Genomic DNA, 16,846 nt, shown 5'->3' with positions numbered 1-16,846 from the left:
ACGTCACAGCTAAGCTCTATTAAAACTTAACCTTTCCTCCTTACTGAAAGTGCTTTACAACCCGAAGGCCTTCTTCACACACGCGGCATGGCTGCATCAGGCTTGCGCCCATTGTGCAATATTCCCCACTGCTGCCTCCCGTAGGAGTCTGGGCCGTGTCTCAGTCCCAGTGTGGCTGATCATCCTCTCAAACCAGCTAGGGATCGTTGCCTTGGTAAGCCATTACCTTACCAACTAGCTAATCCCACTTGGGCTAATCTCTTGGCGTGAGGCCCGAAGGTCCCCCACTTTGGTCCGTAGACATCATGCGGTATTAGCAGTCGTTTCCAACTGTTGTCCCCCACCAAAAGGCATATTCCCAAGCATTACTCACCCGTCCGCCGCTCGTCAGCAAAGTAGCAAGCTACTCTCTGTTACCGCTCGACTTGCATGTGTTAGGCCTGCCGCCAGCGTTCAATCTGAGCCATGATCAAACTCTTCAATTAAAAGTTTTTTGTCTTTCGACAGCTCAATGAATTCTGAATTTATTTAATATCTTTCGATATTGAATTGACTGTGCTGAATAATTATTAAAATAACTATTCTGTTGGTCACTCAGTTTCTCTTTCGAGAAAACACATTGAGACTCTAAATTTTTTGCGTCATCTAGCGAACTAGAATCTGCTGTTAGAACTCAATCTGTACGAGTGCCCACACAGATGATTGCTTTATATTGTTAAAGAACGTTGCGACGTTGTCGCTAGGGATGCGTATAATACATCCTTATTTTTTCGAGTCAACACTTAATTTTAAATTTTCTTTCGATGGTTTAAAACTGAAGTTTTATTTAACTCTGTGAGTAGCTAGTGCCTCGCTAAGCGTTGCTGTTTGCCGTCTCAGTGGGGTCGCATTATAGGGAGATCCAAAAACAGATCAACTGTTTTTTTGATCTTTTTTGATTTTATTGACTGTTCGCACAAAATTACTACACAACGGTGTTTTTTAATACAATAAAAAGGCTATTACAGCCCTTTTATTATTTAACTATAAACTTCCAGCCCGCTTTTGCTTGCTGTTTACACTCTTGCTGGAGCTCACTTGCCATTAATGGATGTGATTTTAACCAATCATTTTCAAATATGAGTGTTAAAGCTTCATTATGAACAGTTAAGGTTAGTTTTGGTAATACGTCATCTTGGCGACGCATTGATAAGATCACAGCGATCCTAATCAAGCGTGTTAGATATTGTGTTAATTGTGCATGACAGCCTAAATGCTCAAATACATTCTTTTGCAGATCAGAACGGTGTGCGTTAGCGGCCGCTGCAATAATTTTATGCTCAGATTGTGAAAAACCTGGCATATCGGTATTTTCAAGAATATAGGCGGTGTGTTTTTGGTACTGCTTATATTCAATTAACAAACCAATTTCATGTAACTGTGCAATGGCTTTAAGTAAAGGCAAGCCATTATTATCGAGCAATAACCACTGCTCACTAACTTGGGCAGCAAGCTGGATGCTAAGCTCTGCAACTCGATTCGCTTGCTTTTGATCAACATGATAACGACTCATTAAGCCATCGACTGTACGCTTGCGAATATCGTGATTATGAAACTCAGGGATCATACTGTAGAGCACACCTTCACGAAGTGCCCCACCGGCTAAACCCATCTTATCAATCTCAAGTGCTTCAAATAGTGCAATTAGAATCGCTAACCCTGAAACAAAAACTAGACGGCGCTCTTCACTTAAGCCTGGTAGGTCTAATTCAGCAATTGTGTTGTAGGCTATTGACTGTTTTTTAATTTCATTAAGCTTATCTAGACTTAATGTGTCATCGAGTGATTGTGCGACCATAATTTCTTGAATCGCTTGCACAGTACCTGATGCACCTGATGCAATTTCCCAACCTGCCACTTTATAGCTTGGTGCGATATCGTCAATAACAACTCTTGCCGCTTTAATTGCAGCATTGAAGTTTGCTTCATTAAGCTTGCAATCTTTGAAGTAACGCTCAAGGAAAGTGACACAGCCAATATTGAGGCTTTTATAATGCAGTGCGTCAAAACCTTTACCAATTACCACTTCGGTACTGGCACCGCCAATATCAATAACCAATTGACGGCCACTACACGAGGAAGTGTGCGCTACGCCTTTATAGATGGTGCGTGCTTCTAGCTCACCACTAATAACATTAATTTTATGGGCGAGGATTTGTTCGGCTTTGATTTTAAATTCATCAGCATTGGTTGCTAAGCGCAAAGTAGCGGTGGCAACAATTGTGATGTTCTGTTTTGGAATATCTTGAAGGCGTTCAGCAAATAACGCGAGACATTCCCAGCCTCGTTCCATCGCTTGTTTGCTCAATAGGTTATCTTCATTTAGCCCTGCGGCTAATCTGACTTTACGTTTAACGCGGCCTATCGTTTGCAAGCCGCCAGCAATTGATTTAGCAATCAACATATGAAAACTGTTAGATCCTAAATCAATTACTGCATAAACATTTTTTTGCGGTTTAAGTTGCCCCACCGTTCAAAAACCTCTAGTTACTACTACGACTATAACGACGGTCGCAATTACGACCGTGCTTTTTGGTAACTATTGTTTGGTCTACGTCCGTTGTTATTACTACGACTACGTGGGCCTGTTGAATAATTACGTTTTCTTTGAATAGTAGGCTTAGTTACATCATCAAGCAATGCACTTTTATCATAATGCGATAAAGGAATACTGTGCTCTATGTATTCTTCAATTTCATGAAGATTATACGCATACTGCTCACATGCAAAACTAATTGCTTTACCTGATGCGCCTGCACGACCAGTACGGCCGATACGGTGAACATAATCTTCGCAATCATCTGGTAAATCGAAGTTAAATACATGACTTACTTCTGGAATGTGTAAACCACGTGCCGCAACATCGGTTGCCACCAAGAAGTCTAAATCTCCTTTAGTGAATTGCGCTAGAATTGATTGGCGCTTTTTCTGATTGACATCGCCGGTTAGCATACCAACACGATGACCATCCGCTTTTAACCATGCATAGACGGTTTCGCAGCTATGTTTAGTATTTGCGAATACAATTGCTTTCTCAGGCCATTCTTCTTCAATCAAGGTTAATAACAGCTTAACTTTATCTTCTTGCGAAGGATGGAATAACTCTTCTTCAATACGCTTACCAGTTTTTACATCTGGTTCAATTTGTACATGCTCTGGGTTTGTCATATGTTCAAACGCCAATTCTTGTACACGATACGATAGTGTCGCAGAGAATAATAAGTTAAGACGTTGCGATGTATCCGGCATGCGACGGAACATATAACGAATATCTTTAATAAAACCTAAATCAAACATACGATCGGCTTCATCAAGGACCACTACTTCGATTTCATTGAGGGTATAACACCCTTGTTTATATAAATCGATTAAGCGACCTGTGGTGCCAATTAAAATATCAACGCCTTTTTCTAACTGAGCACGTTGTTTTTCGTAATCTTCGCCACCATATACTAAACCTAAGTTAAGATTACAGTGTGGCGCTAAAATTTTTGCATCTTTGTGGATCTGAATCGCAAGCTCCCGAGTAGGGGCCATGATCAGGGCTCTTGGATGTTTACTAGGTGCTTTGCTAGATTGTAATAACCGATGGCACGTGGCGGTTAAAAACGCCAACGTTTTGCCTGTACCTGTTTGTGCTTGGCCCGCAATATCGCGGCCATCACAAATAAAAGGTAGGCATTTAGCTTGTATGGGTGTGCAATATTCAAACCCACTTTCGGTTAACCCGGCAACCACTTCCGGTGCAATAGCAAAGTCTGAAAACTTTTTATCGGTCAAATGTGTCTTAGTCATAGCGTTTAAGCATAACGTTTAAACTTGCAATAAGAAACAAGAGTGTTTAAATACGCATTAAATAATTCGCCTAACTTATCGGAGAGCGCAATGAGCGAGAAAATTATTCAATTAACTGACGATGGCTTTGAAGCTGACGTATTACAATCAGACAAGCCTGTTTTAGTTGATTTTTGGGCTGAATGGTGCGGACCATGTAAAATGATCGCACCTATTCTTAATGAAGTAGCAGACGAGTTTGATGGCCGTGTTGTTATCGGTAAATTAAACATCGACCAAAATGCGGGTACACCACCTAAATTTGGTATCCGTGGTATCCCTACGCTACTTCTTTTTAAAGAAGGCCAAGTTGCAGCAACTAAAGTGGGTGCACTTTCTAAAACTCAACTAGTTGAGTTTTTAGAAAACAACATCTAAATACAGATGTAAAAAAGGGCTTTTTGCCCTTTTTTACATTTTTTTTGTATAAAGACTGGACGCCTAGCCAGTGACCTGCTAGTTTATAAAGCCAACTAATCCTTAGTTTACCAACAAACCTCTCTCACTAATCAATATCGATTATATGAGCATGATAACTGTAATAAAGAACCCACCAATATGCATTTACGCGAATTAAAAGACAAGTCGATCAAAGAACTTGTAGACTTAGCTGAGTCCATGGGGCTCGAAAACGTAGCCCGCTTAAGAAAGCAAGATATTATCTTTGCTATCCTTAAAGCCCACGCCAAAAGTGGAGAGAACATTTTTGGCGGTGGTGTACTAGAAATCTTACAGGATGGTTTTGGTTTCTTAAGATCATCAGAAGCCTCTTACCTTGCGGGTCCTGATGACATTTATATATCACCTAGCCAAATTCGTCGTTTTAGTATGCGTACTGGTGATTCTATAATGGGTCTGATACGTCCACCTAAAGACGGCGAACGTTACTTTGCCTTACTAAAAGTAAACGAAGTAAATTTTGATAAACCTGAAAACTCTCGCACTAAAATCCTTTTTGAAAACCTTACCCCGCTACACGCAAATGAACGTTTACGTATGGAACGTGGTAATGGTAGCACTGAAGATATTACCGCTCGAGTACTTGATTTAGCCTCACCAATTGGCCGTGGCCAACGTGGTTTATTAGTAGCGCCGCCAAAAGCGGGTAAAACAATGCTACTACAAAACATTGCGCAATCAATTACTCATAACCACCCTGATGCAACATTAATGGTATTACTTATTGATGAGCGTCCAGAGGAAGTAACTGAAATGCAACGCCTTGTTAAAGGTGAAGTCATTGCATCAACGTTTGATGAGCCAGCGAGCCGTCACGTACAAGTTGCTGAAATGGTAATCGAAAAAGCCAAACGTCTGGTTGAACACAAAAAAGATGTCATCATCTTATTGGATTCAATCACCCGTTTAGCTCGTGCATACAACACGGTAATTCCTTCATCTGGTAAAGTACTTACCGGTGGTGTTGATGCGAACGCCCTGCATAAACCTAAGCGTTTCTTTGGTGCTGCACGTAACGTTGAAGAAGGTGGTAGTTTAACTATTATCGCGACTGCGCTTATCGATACTGGCTCTAAGATGGATGAAGTAATCTACGAAGAGTTTAAAGGTACCGGTAATATGGAATTACACTTAAATCGTAAGATTGCTGAAAAGCGTGTATTCCCTGCTATTGACTTTAACCGCTCAGGTACACGTCGTGAAGAATTGCTGACGAAACCAGACGAGCTACAAAAAATGTGGATTTTACGTAAGATCGTTCATGAAATGTCTGAAATTGATGCGATGGAGTTTTTAATTGATAAACTCTCTATGAGCAAAACCAATGATGAGTTTTTTGATTCGATGAAACGTCAGTAATTCCGTTTACAGAATTCTAAAATGCCTGTTAATACAGGCATTTTTTTGCCAAAAATTCCTTATTGAGGCTTTATAAAAAAGCGGCAAGTTAATGTCAAATATCAAGCGTTACAGTTACCCTACAGCAGATGATTTTGATAATTGCTGGATTAATTCATCTACCAACGCAGCTACCTCTGCATCAGTTGCAGGTTGATCTTTCGCTAATAACGCCTTATCTAAGTTCATCGCTGCATCTGCCACACTTGTGAGTGTAAATATTTGTGCTGCACCAAGAATTCGATGGCTATCTTGTTGTAACGCTATAAAGTCCTTTGCTGCAAAATGCACTGTCAGTGACTTAATTTCGTCATCAAAACTGGCGATAAAACTGTCCACTAAATCACTAATATCTGGGTTGCTTGAAGGTAGCTCTATAGCGCTATCCAAATACAAGGCAAGTGTGCGATAGAAGGTTTCTTTTTCGATTGGCTTACTTAAATAGCCTGTGAATCCCATCGCTAAATAATCATCTATTTCATGGCTCATTGCATTAGCCGTTAACGCGAAGATTGGTTTAGTAAAGCCACACTTTTTCAATAACTCAAATGCACTCAGGCCATCCATAACTGGCATTTGTATATCCAATAAAACAATATCGGGGAACTCACTAAGGCAAAGCTCTACGGCTTGTTCACCATTATTCGCTGTGATCACTTCAAGTCCAGTCGACTTTAAAAAGCGTGCTATTAACCTGCGATTGTCTGGATGATCTTCTGCTAACAACACTCGTCCAACAAGGCCGGTTATATTTTCTGGTATTTCATCTTCATTTGAAACTTTTGCTGGCGGATATTGTTTACATGGCACATTAAAAGTAAATTCACTACCTTTACCCAGCTCACTTTCAACACTGATATAGCCCCCCATCATAATTGCTAATTGTTGCGAGAGACTTAAACCCAGCCCTGAACCTCCAAACCTGCGACTTATCGTATTATCACCTTGTTGAAAACACTCAAAAATATTTTTTATTTGCGCTGTCGTCATACCAATTCCAGTATCAACAACTTTAAAGCAAACACCTTGCTCAGTATGATCAATATACAAAGTGACAATACCGCTCTCAGTGAATTTAATCGCATTCGTTAGTAAGTTAATCAGAATTTGCTTAACGCGGATCAAATCGAGCTTTGTCCAAAAGCTTGGCCCTAAGTTATTTTCTAATAAGAGCGTTAATCCTTTATTTTTAGCCTGCAAACTAGACATAGCGTAAACATCGTTAACAATGACCACAAGGTCAAACTCGCTAACATCTAAATCTAAGCGGTTGGCTTCTATTTTACTTAGATCGAGCACATCATTGATCAGACCTTTTAAATGATCACTGTGTTTCTTAATAACCAACAACTCAGCTTGTAGTTGCTGAGGCTCGTACAAACCATTCAATAAGTCATCTGTTTGCCCCAATATAGCGGTAAGCGGGGTGCGTATTTCATGACTAATATTTGCCAAAAATTGGCTCTTCACTTGATTCGCAGCACGTAATTCTTGTGCCACATATTGTAACTCTTGAGTACGCTGCGCAACTTTTTGTTCTAATTGAGTTTTGGCATTTTTCTCAACTGCACGACGATATAATGCAACAGCACAGATCAACACCAGCACCAATACAATTGATAACAAAATAGTCAATTGTGAACGTTTTTCTATTTTTAGCTCTTGTAAGCTTCGCTCTTGTTTAAGCTGTTTAATTTCCTGATTTAACTGGCTCGATTGAAACTGAGACTGAAATGTACGTAACGCTTTCATAACCTCTTCACTCGTTATACCGCGCTGATAATCAATAAACTGCTGATGTAACTGAATCGCTCGCTTGTAATCACCGGCTCCAGCACTTAATAACGCTTCAATACCTAAGCCATCTTTGACTCGTAGCTCATCTTTATATTCTTTTGCCAGTGCGATTGATTGCTCTAAATTCTGCTTGGCGGTATCAATATCCCCCATCACTAATTGCACTTTAGCTAAAACTTGTAAGGCTGCTAATCGTAACGATTTATTATCAATTTGCTTAGCGTATTTTTGAGCCGCTTTTGCATGGTACAAAGCAGCATCAAGCTCACCTATTGTTAAGTTTATACCCGCTAAATTGGTATGCTGTACTGATAGCTGGTAAGCATCATCAACGCTTTGATAATAACGTAATGCCAATTGATAGTAATGCAGCGCTAATTGGTTTCGACCTGACTCTGCATAAGCAACGGCCATATTACCGTGGGCACGAGAAACGCCCTCTTCATCACCTAATTGTTGAAATACATCAATTACTTGGCGATATATTTCGAGTGCTGAATCATAACGTGATAAACGAATGTAGACACCAGCAATATTATGCAAAATATCCGCCTTGTCTTTTTCACTCCCGTCGTTTTCATACAATGTTTTTGCCTGTTGGTAATGCTCTAACGCAAGCTCCATGTTATGCATATTAAAATATGCCAAGCCAATATTACTCAATAAGTTAGCTTGCTTTAATGGGCTTTTTAAACGCACAGCCAAATTTAGGGCTCGGTTATAACTAATAATGGCTGGCTGCAATAAGCCTTGAAAATACTGCACTACACCTTGCATTTTAATTGCTCTAAAATGTAACTCAGGCTGCCTTTCAAATGTACTGCTTTGCTCTAATAACTGGTAATAATGCAATGCTTGGGGGTAATTACTTAGTTCAAACGCACGCTCAGCTAAACTAGCATAAATGTCGATTTGTTGTTGGTTTGTAAGTTCTGTGGCAAGTAGTTGGTTTGCTAGCTGCTGCTTTTCCGACCACTCATTAGTAAGCTTAAATTGCTCCAACAGCGTTACTTGCTGCTGAGCATTACTAAATTGAGAAAAAACGCCAAGTACAATAATAAAGCAAATAAATAGTAGGCGCTTGAACTGACCTAGCATAATTTTTTTCCTTGGAATTTTGTTAGTAGTGTTAAGCTATGATAATTTAGCCAAGATACACTAATAACTAGACTGCAAACAATGCTTAACCCACTGATAGATGAGATTTTTGAGCTTATTCTAACGCAAGAGACGTGGATGGTTCATACTTTAGCATTGAAATTACAACAGCAAGGCTCTATCAGCACGCTTGATGTGCAACCAGAGCGTGATTTATTTAAACGTAATTTTTTAATCATGAATGCCCTGTATCAACTACAGCAGCAACTGCAACCAGCTCAGCACTTGGCTATCGCCAGCTTACAAATAACTCTGACAGATACGGCTCCCCATAACTCAGTGCAACAGCTTGATCCGCTGCGAGACTATTATCTAGATTGGCAAAATTACGAAACAACCAGTGATGAAATCGAAGAGTTGCTTAATGACTTCTGGCAACGTTTTGCAAGCCATAAAAAACCACAGCAAGCACTGGACCGTAAAGCTTATGACATGCTGTTACATCGTTGGCAATTGGCGAAACAATGTAGTTTGAAAGATATACAGAAACGCTGGCGACAACTGGCCATGCAGTACCACCCAGATAAAGAAACTGGCGATACAGAAAAGTTTAAAGAGCTAAAGAATGAATATGAGCAGCTTAAGGCAAGCTGCTCAACAATCGAGAATTAACGAGTTAGGCGACGAGCGCGTATTTTACGGCCTTTAATATTGCCTTCAGTTAATTTGCGTAGTGCTGGTTTTGAAGAATTACGTTCAACAGCAACAAAAGCTACGTTATCAAGTACGTTAATTTTACCAACCTGACGCCCTGCAACGCCATCTTTGCCCGTTAGTGCGCCTAAAATATCACCGGCACGCACTTTTTGCTTTTTACCCGCATCAATCATCAAGGTGACCATTTGCGGTTTATATGGTGGTTTTTCAAGTAAGCTAAATGGCGGTAATTGCTCAGGCAAGAAATCACATTCGTAATGGTCACCAATTTGCGCCACTTTAAATTGCTCTGCATCACCATAAATTGAACAAGCGATACCTTTTTTACCCGCGCGACCGGTACGACCAATACGGTGCACATGGGTTTGCGGGTCATGGGCAAGATGATAGTTGATCACCATGTCCATATCATCAATATCTAAACCGCGTGCCGCAACATCGGTGGCCACTAAGATTGAGGCACTTTTATTGGCAAAGTGAATAAGTGTGCGTTCACGATCACGTTGCTCCAAATCACCATGCAATGATACCGCACTAAAGCCTTCATCGGCTAAATCATCACAGACCTGCTGTGTTTCAACTTTGGTATTACAAAACACCACGCAACTTTCAGGCTGAAATTTAAGCAATAACAACTTTAACGTATTAAAGCGCTGCTTGTTATTATCCATTTTATAGAAGTACTGCTTAATGGTGCTCTTTTCTTGCTCTTCTTCCACTTTCACCATCACAGGATTGCTTAACACCCGTTTAGCAATCGCTTCGATTGCTCGTGGAAAAGTGGCGCTAAATAATAACGTTTGGCGCTGCTTGGGAATACAATCGATAATCGCATCTAAAGTATCTTGAAAGCCCATATCAAGCATCTGATCGGCTTCATCCAGCACTAAAGTTTCAACATCATCTAAGCGCAAAGTGCCTTTGCGAATATGGTCATCTACACGCCCAGGTGTACCAACAATAATATGCGCGCCATGCTCAAGGGAACCTATTTGCGGCCCAATTGAAACGCCACCACACAAGGTTAAAATTTTAATATTGTGAATGCCGCGCGCTAATTTACGCATTTCTACAGCAACTTGCTCGGCAAGCTCACGGGTTGGACAAAGTACTAATGATTGAATACGAAAACGTTTCACATTAAGTTTAGCAAGCACGCCTAAACTAAACGCTGCCGTTTTACCTGAGCCTGTTTTGGCTTGTGCAATAATGTCTTTACCTTCAAGAACTGGCGGCAAACTTTGCGCCTGTACGGCTGTCATTTGGGTATAACCTAATGTTGATAAGTTATCTACCAACCCAGATGGTAAAGCGAGAGATGAAAAAGCTGTAGCGGTCAAAGTAATTTCCAGTGCAAAAAGTAAACATGAAAAGCCGCTGCAGATGCCCGACTTAGTTATGCTGCATAATAGCAGAATATACAAATTGCTACCATTAAGCTGGCAAGATTATCAATAAACCTGCAATGTTGAAAAGCCGCCTTCGCGTTTTTATCTCATCTGCTTTTGCTACTCAGTATTAAATGCTTTAATAGCGCACACTTGAAAATACCGCCAAGGTCAATAATGAAAAAAATCATCACAGGGTTACTACTTGCTAGTAGCTTTTTAGCCAGCGCCGCAGAGCCTGAATTTAACGCTAAACAACTTAAGCAAGTTGCCGAGCTTAGAGATAACGCTAGCAATAGTGATTTAAGCTACCAATTACTAGAATCCCTTACGACTGAAATAGGCCCGCGTTTACCAGGCACTGAAAATGATAAAAAAGCCGTTGCCTGGGCCCAAGCTAAATTTAAACAGCTTGGCTTTGATAAGGTATGGCTTGAAGAAGCGACCTTCCCAGAATGGCGTCGTTTTAATGAAAGCGGCAAAATCCTAACGCCAAGTGAGCAACCACTGCATTTAACCGCTTTAGGGCATAGTGTCAGTACACCAAAAGACGGCATTACTGCTGAAGTTATATTATTTGAAACCCTTGATGAGTTGATTGCCGCTCCCGCAAACAGCTTAAAGGGAAAAATTGCTTATATAAATTACCGTATGAATCGTGATATCGATGGCAACGGTTATGGCCCTGCGGTTCGTGCACGTTCAACAGGATCTGTAGAAGCCGCTAAAAAAGGCGCGATTGGCTATATGATGCGCTCAGTTAGTACGGCTCATCACCGTTTTGCGCATACCGGTGGCAGCCATTACCAAGATGGCGTAACCAAAATCCCTAACGTAACCATTGCCAATCCGGATGCTGACCAAATAGCCCGCCTTATCGCACTTGGTAAAAATGTTACCGTTAATATTAATGTACAAACTGAAGATCGTGGTCAAGGTACTGGCTATAACGTGATTGGTCAGTTCAATGGCACGCAAAATCCAGAGCAGTATGTGCTGATTGGCGGTCACTTAGATTCTTGGGATTTAGGCACTGGTGCACTTGATGACGGTGCAGGTGTTGCGCTAACAATGGCGGCAGCTAAGCATATTAGCGAAATAAAACGCCCAAAACGTAGCATTCGGGTGGTGCTATTTGCCGCTGAAGAGCTTGGCTTATGGGGTGCTAAAGCTTATTTTAAACAGCATGCAAATGAGCTTGATAAAATTGTTGCCGCGGCTGAATCTGACTTTGGTGCTGATGTAGTGTATGGCTTTGAGTCGAATGTATCTGCAGCTTCACTGCCAGTAGTACGTGCAATAGCCAAGCAACTAGCGCCACTTAACGTAGAATACATTGGTAAAAATAGCGCCAATGGCGGGCCTGACTTAATTCCATTCAAAAATGCCACCAGCGCACCAATTTTTGAACTGCATCAAAATGGCACTGATTACTTTGATTACCATCACACTGCTGATGATACGCTTGATAAAGTAGATCCAGCGAAGCTGAAACAAAACACGGCGGCGTATGCTGTATTTGCCTTTATGGCGGCAGATGCAAAAACCACTATTAAAGCAAAGCCTGTAGCAAGTAAATAAGCCAACCAAACATACTTGCTTACAGTTTTGTGCTTTGCATCTCACCTTCCTTGTTTTAATTTAACGTAAAACAAGGAAGGGACAGAGGGCCTCAAATGCTACTTTTCAATACCTGCGATTCATTGTCGTTTTTCAGCCAAACCAAAACCTGTCCACACTGTCATCACAATGACTACCGCCTACAAAATCACAGCCGTTTCTTGCGCTTTTCAACTGTCCCTATGCTGCCACTGGCATGGCATTATCAATACCAATGTAATCATTGTCAGCACAGTATGCCGCTTTCAATTATGCAACTGCCATGGTTAGAAAAACTTTCTTTAATCAAATATTTTATAGGCTCTCTATTGCTTATCTGGTTAGTTATCTTCTTCTATACACAACATCTTGATGAACTAAAAACCAAACAAGCAATATTAAGCCAGCCGCAAGCATTTGATACTTACTTGGTACATGCAGATAAGTTTTCTCAGGAACCATTGCGCCCTGAGAACCTCAAAGTAGCTCAAGTACTCGAGTTTGATGACCAAACTATTACTTTTCAAATCAGCAATTACCGCTATAAACGCGACAATGGCATAACTATGGCTATGCGTACTAGTTTATTGGTACAAAAAGGCTATTTTTCATCAAAAAAAATGACTTTACCGCGCAGCGAAGTACAGCGTTTATATGATGAAGGTACCATTTATGATGTACTACGCCCTTATGCATATAGCTTATATGGCGGCTTTGTGATGTTCCCACCACGCCCTAAACCTTTATATGAAGGGGTGAAGCTTAATAAAAATAACCAGCAAGGCATCATCTATTACAAGGATGGGTTATTCGAAGATGCTTTTGAGAGCTTTTTACTTGCCAGCAAAGAGGGCTCACAGTGGGGCCAGCTTAATACAGCGCAAATGTATCGTGATGGTGAAGGGGTAGAAAAAGACCTAAGCCAAGCTATTTATTGGTACCAACAAGCTGCCGAGCAAAATAACCACAAAGCAAAAATACAACTCAAAGAGCTCTGCATAGAGCACGCCTGTTAATAAATATGGCAAGCTAAAGGCTTGCCATATACCCAAACTTCTAAAGAGTTAAGTGTTGATCTAAAAATGCCAGTACTTGTTGATAATAACGTGTACGGTGTTCTGCTTTATAAAACCCGTGTCCTTCATCTTCAAGTAGTTCATAAATATATGGGTGTTTCGCTTTTTTAAGCGCTGCAATCAGTGATTCAGCTTGTTCAATCGGTGCTCGCTTATCTTCGCCACCGTGCACTATTAACACTGGAGCCTTTAACTTATCAATATTATAGCTAGGCGAAAAAGCCTTTAATTGCGCTTCATCTGTGCCCAATACATTCTGTAAATAACGTTGGCCACTGTCACGCTCTGCAACATCCCCTTCTTCAAACATTAAAGGCAAATCGTAAACGCCAACTACCCCAATCGCACACTTAAACATATCTGGTTCTAAAATCGCACTTTGTAACGCTGAGTATCCGCCAAAACTTGCTCCCATAATGCAGATATTGTTTTTATTAACCGTGCCCTGCTCAATTAAATACTTCACACCGTCAATAATATCAAATTGGATTTCAGCCCCCCACTTTTGATGACCTGCATGCTCAAAGTTACGGCCAAAACCACCAGAGCCCCTAAAATTAACTTTTAGTACAGCCATACCGCGATTTGCAAGCAACTGTGCATCGGGGTCAAATCCCCACCAATCACGAGGACCGTGTGGACCACCGTGTGGCATAACCACTAAAGGTAAGTTTTTCTCTGAAGTGTTATTCGGCAGTGTTAAGTAGCCATAAATAGTTAAACCGTCTCGACTGGTAAAACTCACAGGCTTGGTCTGTGCCATTTGCTTTGCATCAAGCCAACTACGCGATGCAAACAAAAATCGTAAGTTATTATTTTTGGCATCAAATAAATAATATTGCCCAGGGTTTCGGTCATTCGAAGCAAAAATAATATTTGTATCGCCATCTTCAGTACTACTTACAAGCTGTACTTGTTCACCAGGTAAAGCGGAGATCAAAGCTTTTAAACGCATACTCTTGTCAGATTGCCCATCGATAAAAGCATAGGTTGGATAACCTAGTTCGGTTTCAATCGCAAATAACTCTTTTGATGCTTCATCAACCCATATTTGCTTTGGTGAGACGCCCTCTTCTTTATGAATTAAATCAATTACTCTGGTTTTTAAATTCAATTTATATAAGCCTTTCGCTTCACCACTTACTGATGCTGTAACATAAACAGCATCGCCACTGTTATCAAACGCATGTAAGCTCACATCGCTGTACGTCAAATCACCTAAATTAAGTGCTTGCCAATTGCCGCCTGATTTTTCACGGGTATGAATGGTAGGCTTAATGTAATCATCACTGGAAACCGCAACTCTGACATTTCCCTCATGATCGGTCAAAAAGTTGGCCATACGTGACGGTGAACGAGTCACTTTACGACGCTTGCCTGTAAAAACATCAACCTGATAAACAACAGTGTGTGGTTCACTACTTGATGTCCACGGATAAGTCACTATAAGCATTTTATCGTCATCGTGGAGCAAAGGATCTAGCAAATAAGAGGTGCCATAAAGCGGTGTTGCTTTTTTGATACGAGAACCAGTTTGCATTTCGCCCTGATAGCCAACTAAATATTTAGCTTTCGAGCCATCGGCATTCACGCCATATAACTCACCATAATATTCAGGGTGATCTTGCCAACCGCGCAAATATTCTTTTGCAACCACAACACGCTCATCACTTACCCAGTGATAAGCGCCAACTTGGGCATTCCCCTGAAAATTAACAGCATGATGAACTGTGAATTTTTTAGTATCTAAAATTACCAACACCTTTTTACCTTGAGGTTGCATAATTACTGCAAGGTAGCTGCCTTTAGGGGAGATTTTAACTTGGCTATATTCACTGCTGCGGCTGAAGTCCTCGACTGTAGGACCTGACTGATTTGCATCGCTTATGAAGCTAGTAACCAACAACGCAATAACAACAATAAACTGCATTATTTTATTCATACAACATCCTTTTAAATTTGTATTTTTATAATTACAGTAATTGTACCTAATAAAAATTTACATAAATATCCATCTAAATACTTAAGCAAAGAACAAAGAGTAACTATTTACTTTAATTTAGTTACAATATAACATTACCGATATATTATAACAAAACATTGGACCGTTAATGATGTTACCAAACTTTAAAACTAGCTTAATTGCCTCTATGGTTGCTGTACTGTGTGCCTGTAATAGTGAAATTGATGATCTTGTAGATAAAAATGCTGGACAGTCAGATGACCATGAGCATACCGAAATCACTTCAACAGGGCGTTTAGCCATTAGTCACGCTGATGCTGCCAACGTATCAATTTTCGATACTGACACTAACGCACTACTTGAAATGTTTAATACTACCAATATTGTTAGCGGCTTATATGCAAGTCCTAACAATCGTTTTGCAGTATTGATACAACGCGATGATAACTACGTAGAGTTTATTGATGGCGGTTTATATCAAGAAGATCATGGTGATCACCTGCATGATTATAAGCAAGCCCCTGCATTTTCAGGCTTTACATTAACAAATGACAAACCAACTCACTTTGATGTCAGTGAACAGCAAGCAGCGCTATTTTTTGATGGCAATATAGATGCCGGTATTGCTGCAAGCTTTGCGATTCTAACTGACGAATCAATCGCAAATGGTGAAACACTGGCCACACATAGTTTTGCTAATGCTATGCATGGTACGGCACAAATTCGCGGTGACTCAGTGATCACCACCTATCGCAGTGAAGATGTAACTAGCGTGCTGCCAAATTATGTGGAACAACTGCATATTCATGGCGATCACTTCCATCAAGAACAGCGTTTTGAGCTAGGTTGCCCTGCACTGCATGGCAGCGCACAAAACCATCATCACATTGCCTTTGGTTGTGGTGATGGTGTATTAGTTATTGAAGAACACAATGGTGCATTTAACGCTACTAAAGTAGCTAACCTCGATAGTTTTGCCGAAGGTGCACGGATTGGTAGTATTAAAGGGAGCGAGCACAGCGAGCTCTTTTTAGGTATTGCACAAAGTAAGCTTTTTTACACCATCGACCCAGAATCAGCTGAAATGACACAGCTTGCATGGCAGCAAAATACCGAAAATACCGTATTAGCAAGTGCGCTCGATAGTATTACAGGCGAGTTTTACGTTCTGGAAAGTGATGGGTTTTTGTCGATACTGCATGCTGAGGATGATTGGCAAGTCAGTGCTCGTTTTCAAGTACTCGACAGCCCCGCAGGCAGCTATGCACTAGCGGCATCTGCGGCCGATGACACTGTATTTATTAGTGATGCCAATAATCAAACTGTACTAAGCGTCGATACTCATGAACAAACGGCCGAAACAATTCTTACACTTGATTTTACCCCGAGCAAAATAACCTGGTTAGGTATTGCTGAGGCAGCAGAGCACGATCACTAATTATAAATGACTTTCATAGCATTCCCTTGCTAAGCCATTG

General features: G+C 40.7%; 11 protein-coding genes and 1 rRNA gene. 6 read left to right on the top strand and 6 right to left on the bottom strand.

The annotated features are described in order from the left end of the window. The 3 genes from A7968_RS12280 to rhlB form a co-directional block, all read right to left on the bottom strand. Positions 1–485, bottom strand: a 16S ribosomal RNA gene (locus A7968_RS12280); the annotation flags it as partial. A 530-nt stretch (positions 486–1,015) separates the two neighbouring features. Further along, positions 1,016–2,509, bottom strand: a complete 1,494-nt coding sequence (gene gppA, locus A7968_RS12275) for a guanosine-5'-triphosphate,3'-diphosphate diphosphatase (protein ID WP_064666868.1) — start codon at positions 2,507–2,509, stop codon at positions 1,016–1,018. Between the two features lie 47 nt (positions 2,510–2,556). After that, positions 2,557–3,834, bottom strand: coding sequence for an ATP-dependent RNA helicase RhlB (gene rhlB / locus A7968_RS12270; RefSeq protein WP_064666867.1), 1,278 nt, complete (start codon positions 3,832–3,834; stop codon positions 2,557–2,559). Positions 3,835–3,924: 90 nt separating this feature from the next. Here rhlB and trxA point away from each other — a divergent pair, with 90 nt between their 5' ends. Both trxA and rho read left to right on the top strand, forming a co-directional pair. Continuing rightward, positions 3,925–4,251 carry a thioredoxin TrxA gene (gene trxA / locus A7968_RS12265; RefSeq protein WP_029216246.1) on the top strand — a complete coding sequence of 109 codons (327 nt, stop codon included), beginning with the start codon at positions 3,925–3,927 and terminating at the stop codon, positions 4,249–4,251. A 180-nt stretch (positions 4,252–4,431) separates the two neighbouring features. Further along, positions 4,432–5,691, top strand: a complete 1,260-nt coding sequence (rho, locus tag A7968_RS12260) for a transcription termination factor Rho (RefSeq protein WP_064666866.1) — start codon at positions 4,432–4,434, stop codon at positions 5,689–5,691. Positions 5,692–5,805: 114 nt separating this feature from the next. Here the strand turns inward: rho and A7968_RS12255 are convergent, their stop codons facing one another. Further along, entirely contained in the window at positions 5,806–8,625 is a 2,820-nt protein-coding gene (locus A7968_RS12255; RefSeq protein ID WP_064666865.1) for a tetratricopeptide repeat protein, read from the bottom strand. A gap of 81 nt (positions 8,626–8,706) precedes the next feature. Between A7968_RS12255 and A7968_RS12250 the strand changes: the two genes are divergently transcribed. Continuing rightward, the gene (locus tag A7968_RS12250) at positions 8,707–9,297 is read left to right on the top strand and encodes a DNA-J related domain-containing protein (protein WP_064666864.1); all 591 of its coding nucleotides are present in this window, start codon (positions 8,707–8,709) and stop codon (positions 9,295–9,297) included. Here A7968_RS12250 and dbpA read toward each other — a convergent pair. After that, positions 9,294–10,682 (bottom strand): ATP-dependent RNA helicase DbpA, encoded by a 1,389-nt coding sequence (dbpA, locus tag A7968_RS12245; RefSeq protein WP_064666863.1) that lies wholly within the window; start codon positions 10,680–10,682, stop codon positions 9,294–9,296. The genes A7968_RS12250 and dbpA overlap by 4 nt on opposite strands. A gap of 225 nt (positions 10,683–10,907) precedes the next feature. Between dbpA and A7968_RS12240 the strand changes: the two genes are divergently transcribed. After that, positions 10,908–12,311 (top strand): M20/M25/M40 family metallo-hydrolase, encoded by a 1,404-nt coding sequence (locus A7968_RS12240; RefSeq protein ID WP_064666862.1) that lies wholly within the window; start codon positions 10,908–10,910, stop codon positions 12,309–12,311. 95 nt (positions 12,312–12,406) lie between these two features. Then, a complete protein-coding gene (locus A7968_RS12235; RefSeq protein WP_064666861.1) occupies positions 12,407–13,345 on the top strand; it encodes a tetratricopeptide repeat protein in 939 nt (312 codons plus the stop codon). A 40-nt stretch (positions 13,346–13,385) separates the two neighbouring features. Here A7968_RS12235 and A7968_RS12230 read toward each other — a convergent pair whose 3' ends face one another. Beyond that, positions 13,386–15,347: an alpha/beta hydrolase family protein gene (locus A7968_RS12230; protein WP_227008874.1), complete on the bottom strand. Its 1,962-nt coding sequence runs from the start codon at positions 15,345–15,347 to the stop codon at positions 13,386–13,388. A 169-nt stretch (positions 15,348–15,516) separates the two neighbouring features. Here A7968_RS12230 and A7968_RS12225 point away from each other — a divergent pair, with 169 nt between their 5' ends. Then, positions 15,517–16,806 (top strand): hypothetical protein, encoded by a 1,290-nt coding sequence (locus tag A7968_RS12225; RefSeq protein ID WP_064666860.1) that lies wholly within the window; start codon positions 15,517–15,519, stop codon positions 16,804–16,806. Positions 16,807–16,846: the final 40 nt, after the last annotated feature.

Source organism: Pseudoalteromonas prydzensis (genome assembly GCF_001661495.1).
In the GTDB taxonomy this organism is placed as follows: domain Bacteria; phylum Pseudomonadota; class Gammaproteobacteria; order Enterobacterales; family Alteromonadaceae; genus Pseudoalteromonas; species Pseudoalteromonas prydzensis.
Note: the sequence above shows the minus strand (reverse complement) of the source record. Positions and strands in the feature narration are given on the sequence as shown.

What these genes read in the sequence shown, in the direction of transcription:
- rhlB (WP_064666867.1), bottom strand. Translation starts at nt 3,834, where the DNA reads ATGACTAAGACACATTTGACCGATAAAAAGTTTTCAGACTTTGCTATT.
- trxA (WP_029216246.1), top strand. Translation starts at nt 3,925, where the DNA reads ATGAGCGAGAAAATTATTCAATTAACTGACGATGGCTTTGAAGCTGAC.
- rho (WP_064666866.1), top strand. Translation starts at nt 4,432, where the DNA reads ATGCATTTACGCGAATTAAAAGACAAGTCGATCAAAGAACTTGTAGAC.
- A7968_RS12255 (WP_064666865.1), bottom strand. Translation starts at nt 8,625, where the DNA reads ATGCTAGGTCAGTTCAAGCGCCTACTATTTATTTGCTTTATTATTGTA.
- A7968_RS12250 (WP_064666864.1), top strand. Translation starts at nt 8,707, where the DNA reads ATGCTTAACCCACTGATAGATGAGATTTTTGAGCTTATTCTAACGCAA.
- A7968_RS12240 (WP_064666862.1), top strand. Translation starts at nt 10,908, where the DNA reads ATGAAAAAAATCATCACAGGGTTACTACTTGCTAGTAGCTTTTTAGCC.
- A7968_RS12235 (WP_064666861.1), top strand. Translation starts at nt 12,407, where the DNA reads ATGCTACTTTTCAATACCTGCGATTCATTGTCGTTTTTCAGCCAAACC.
- A7968_RS12230 (WP_227008874.1), bottom strand. Translation starts at nt 15,347, where the DNA reads ATGAATAAAATAATGCAGTTTATTGTTGTTATTGCGTTGTTGGTTACT.
- A7968_RS12225 (WP_064666860.1), top strand. Translation starts at nt 15,517, where the DNA reads ATGATGTTACCAAACTTTAAAACTAGCTTAATTGCCTCTATGGTTGCT.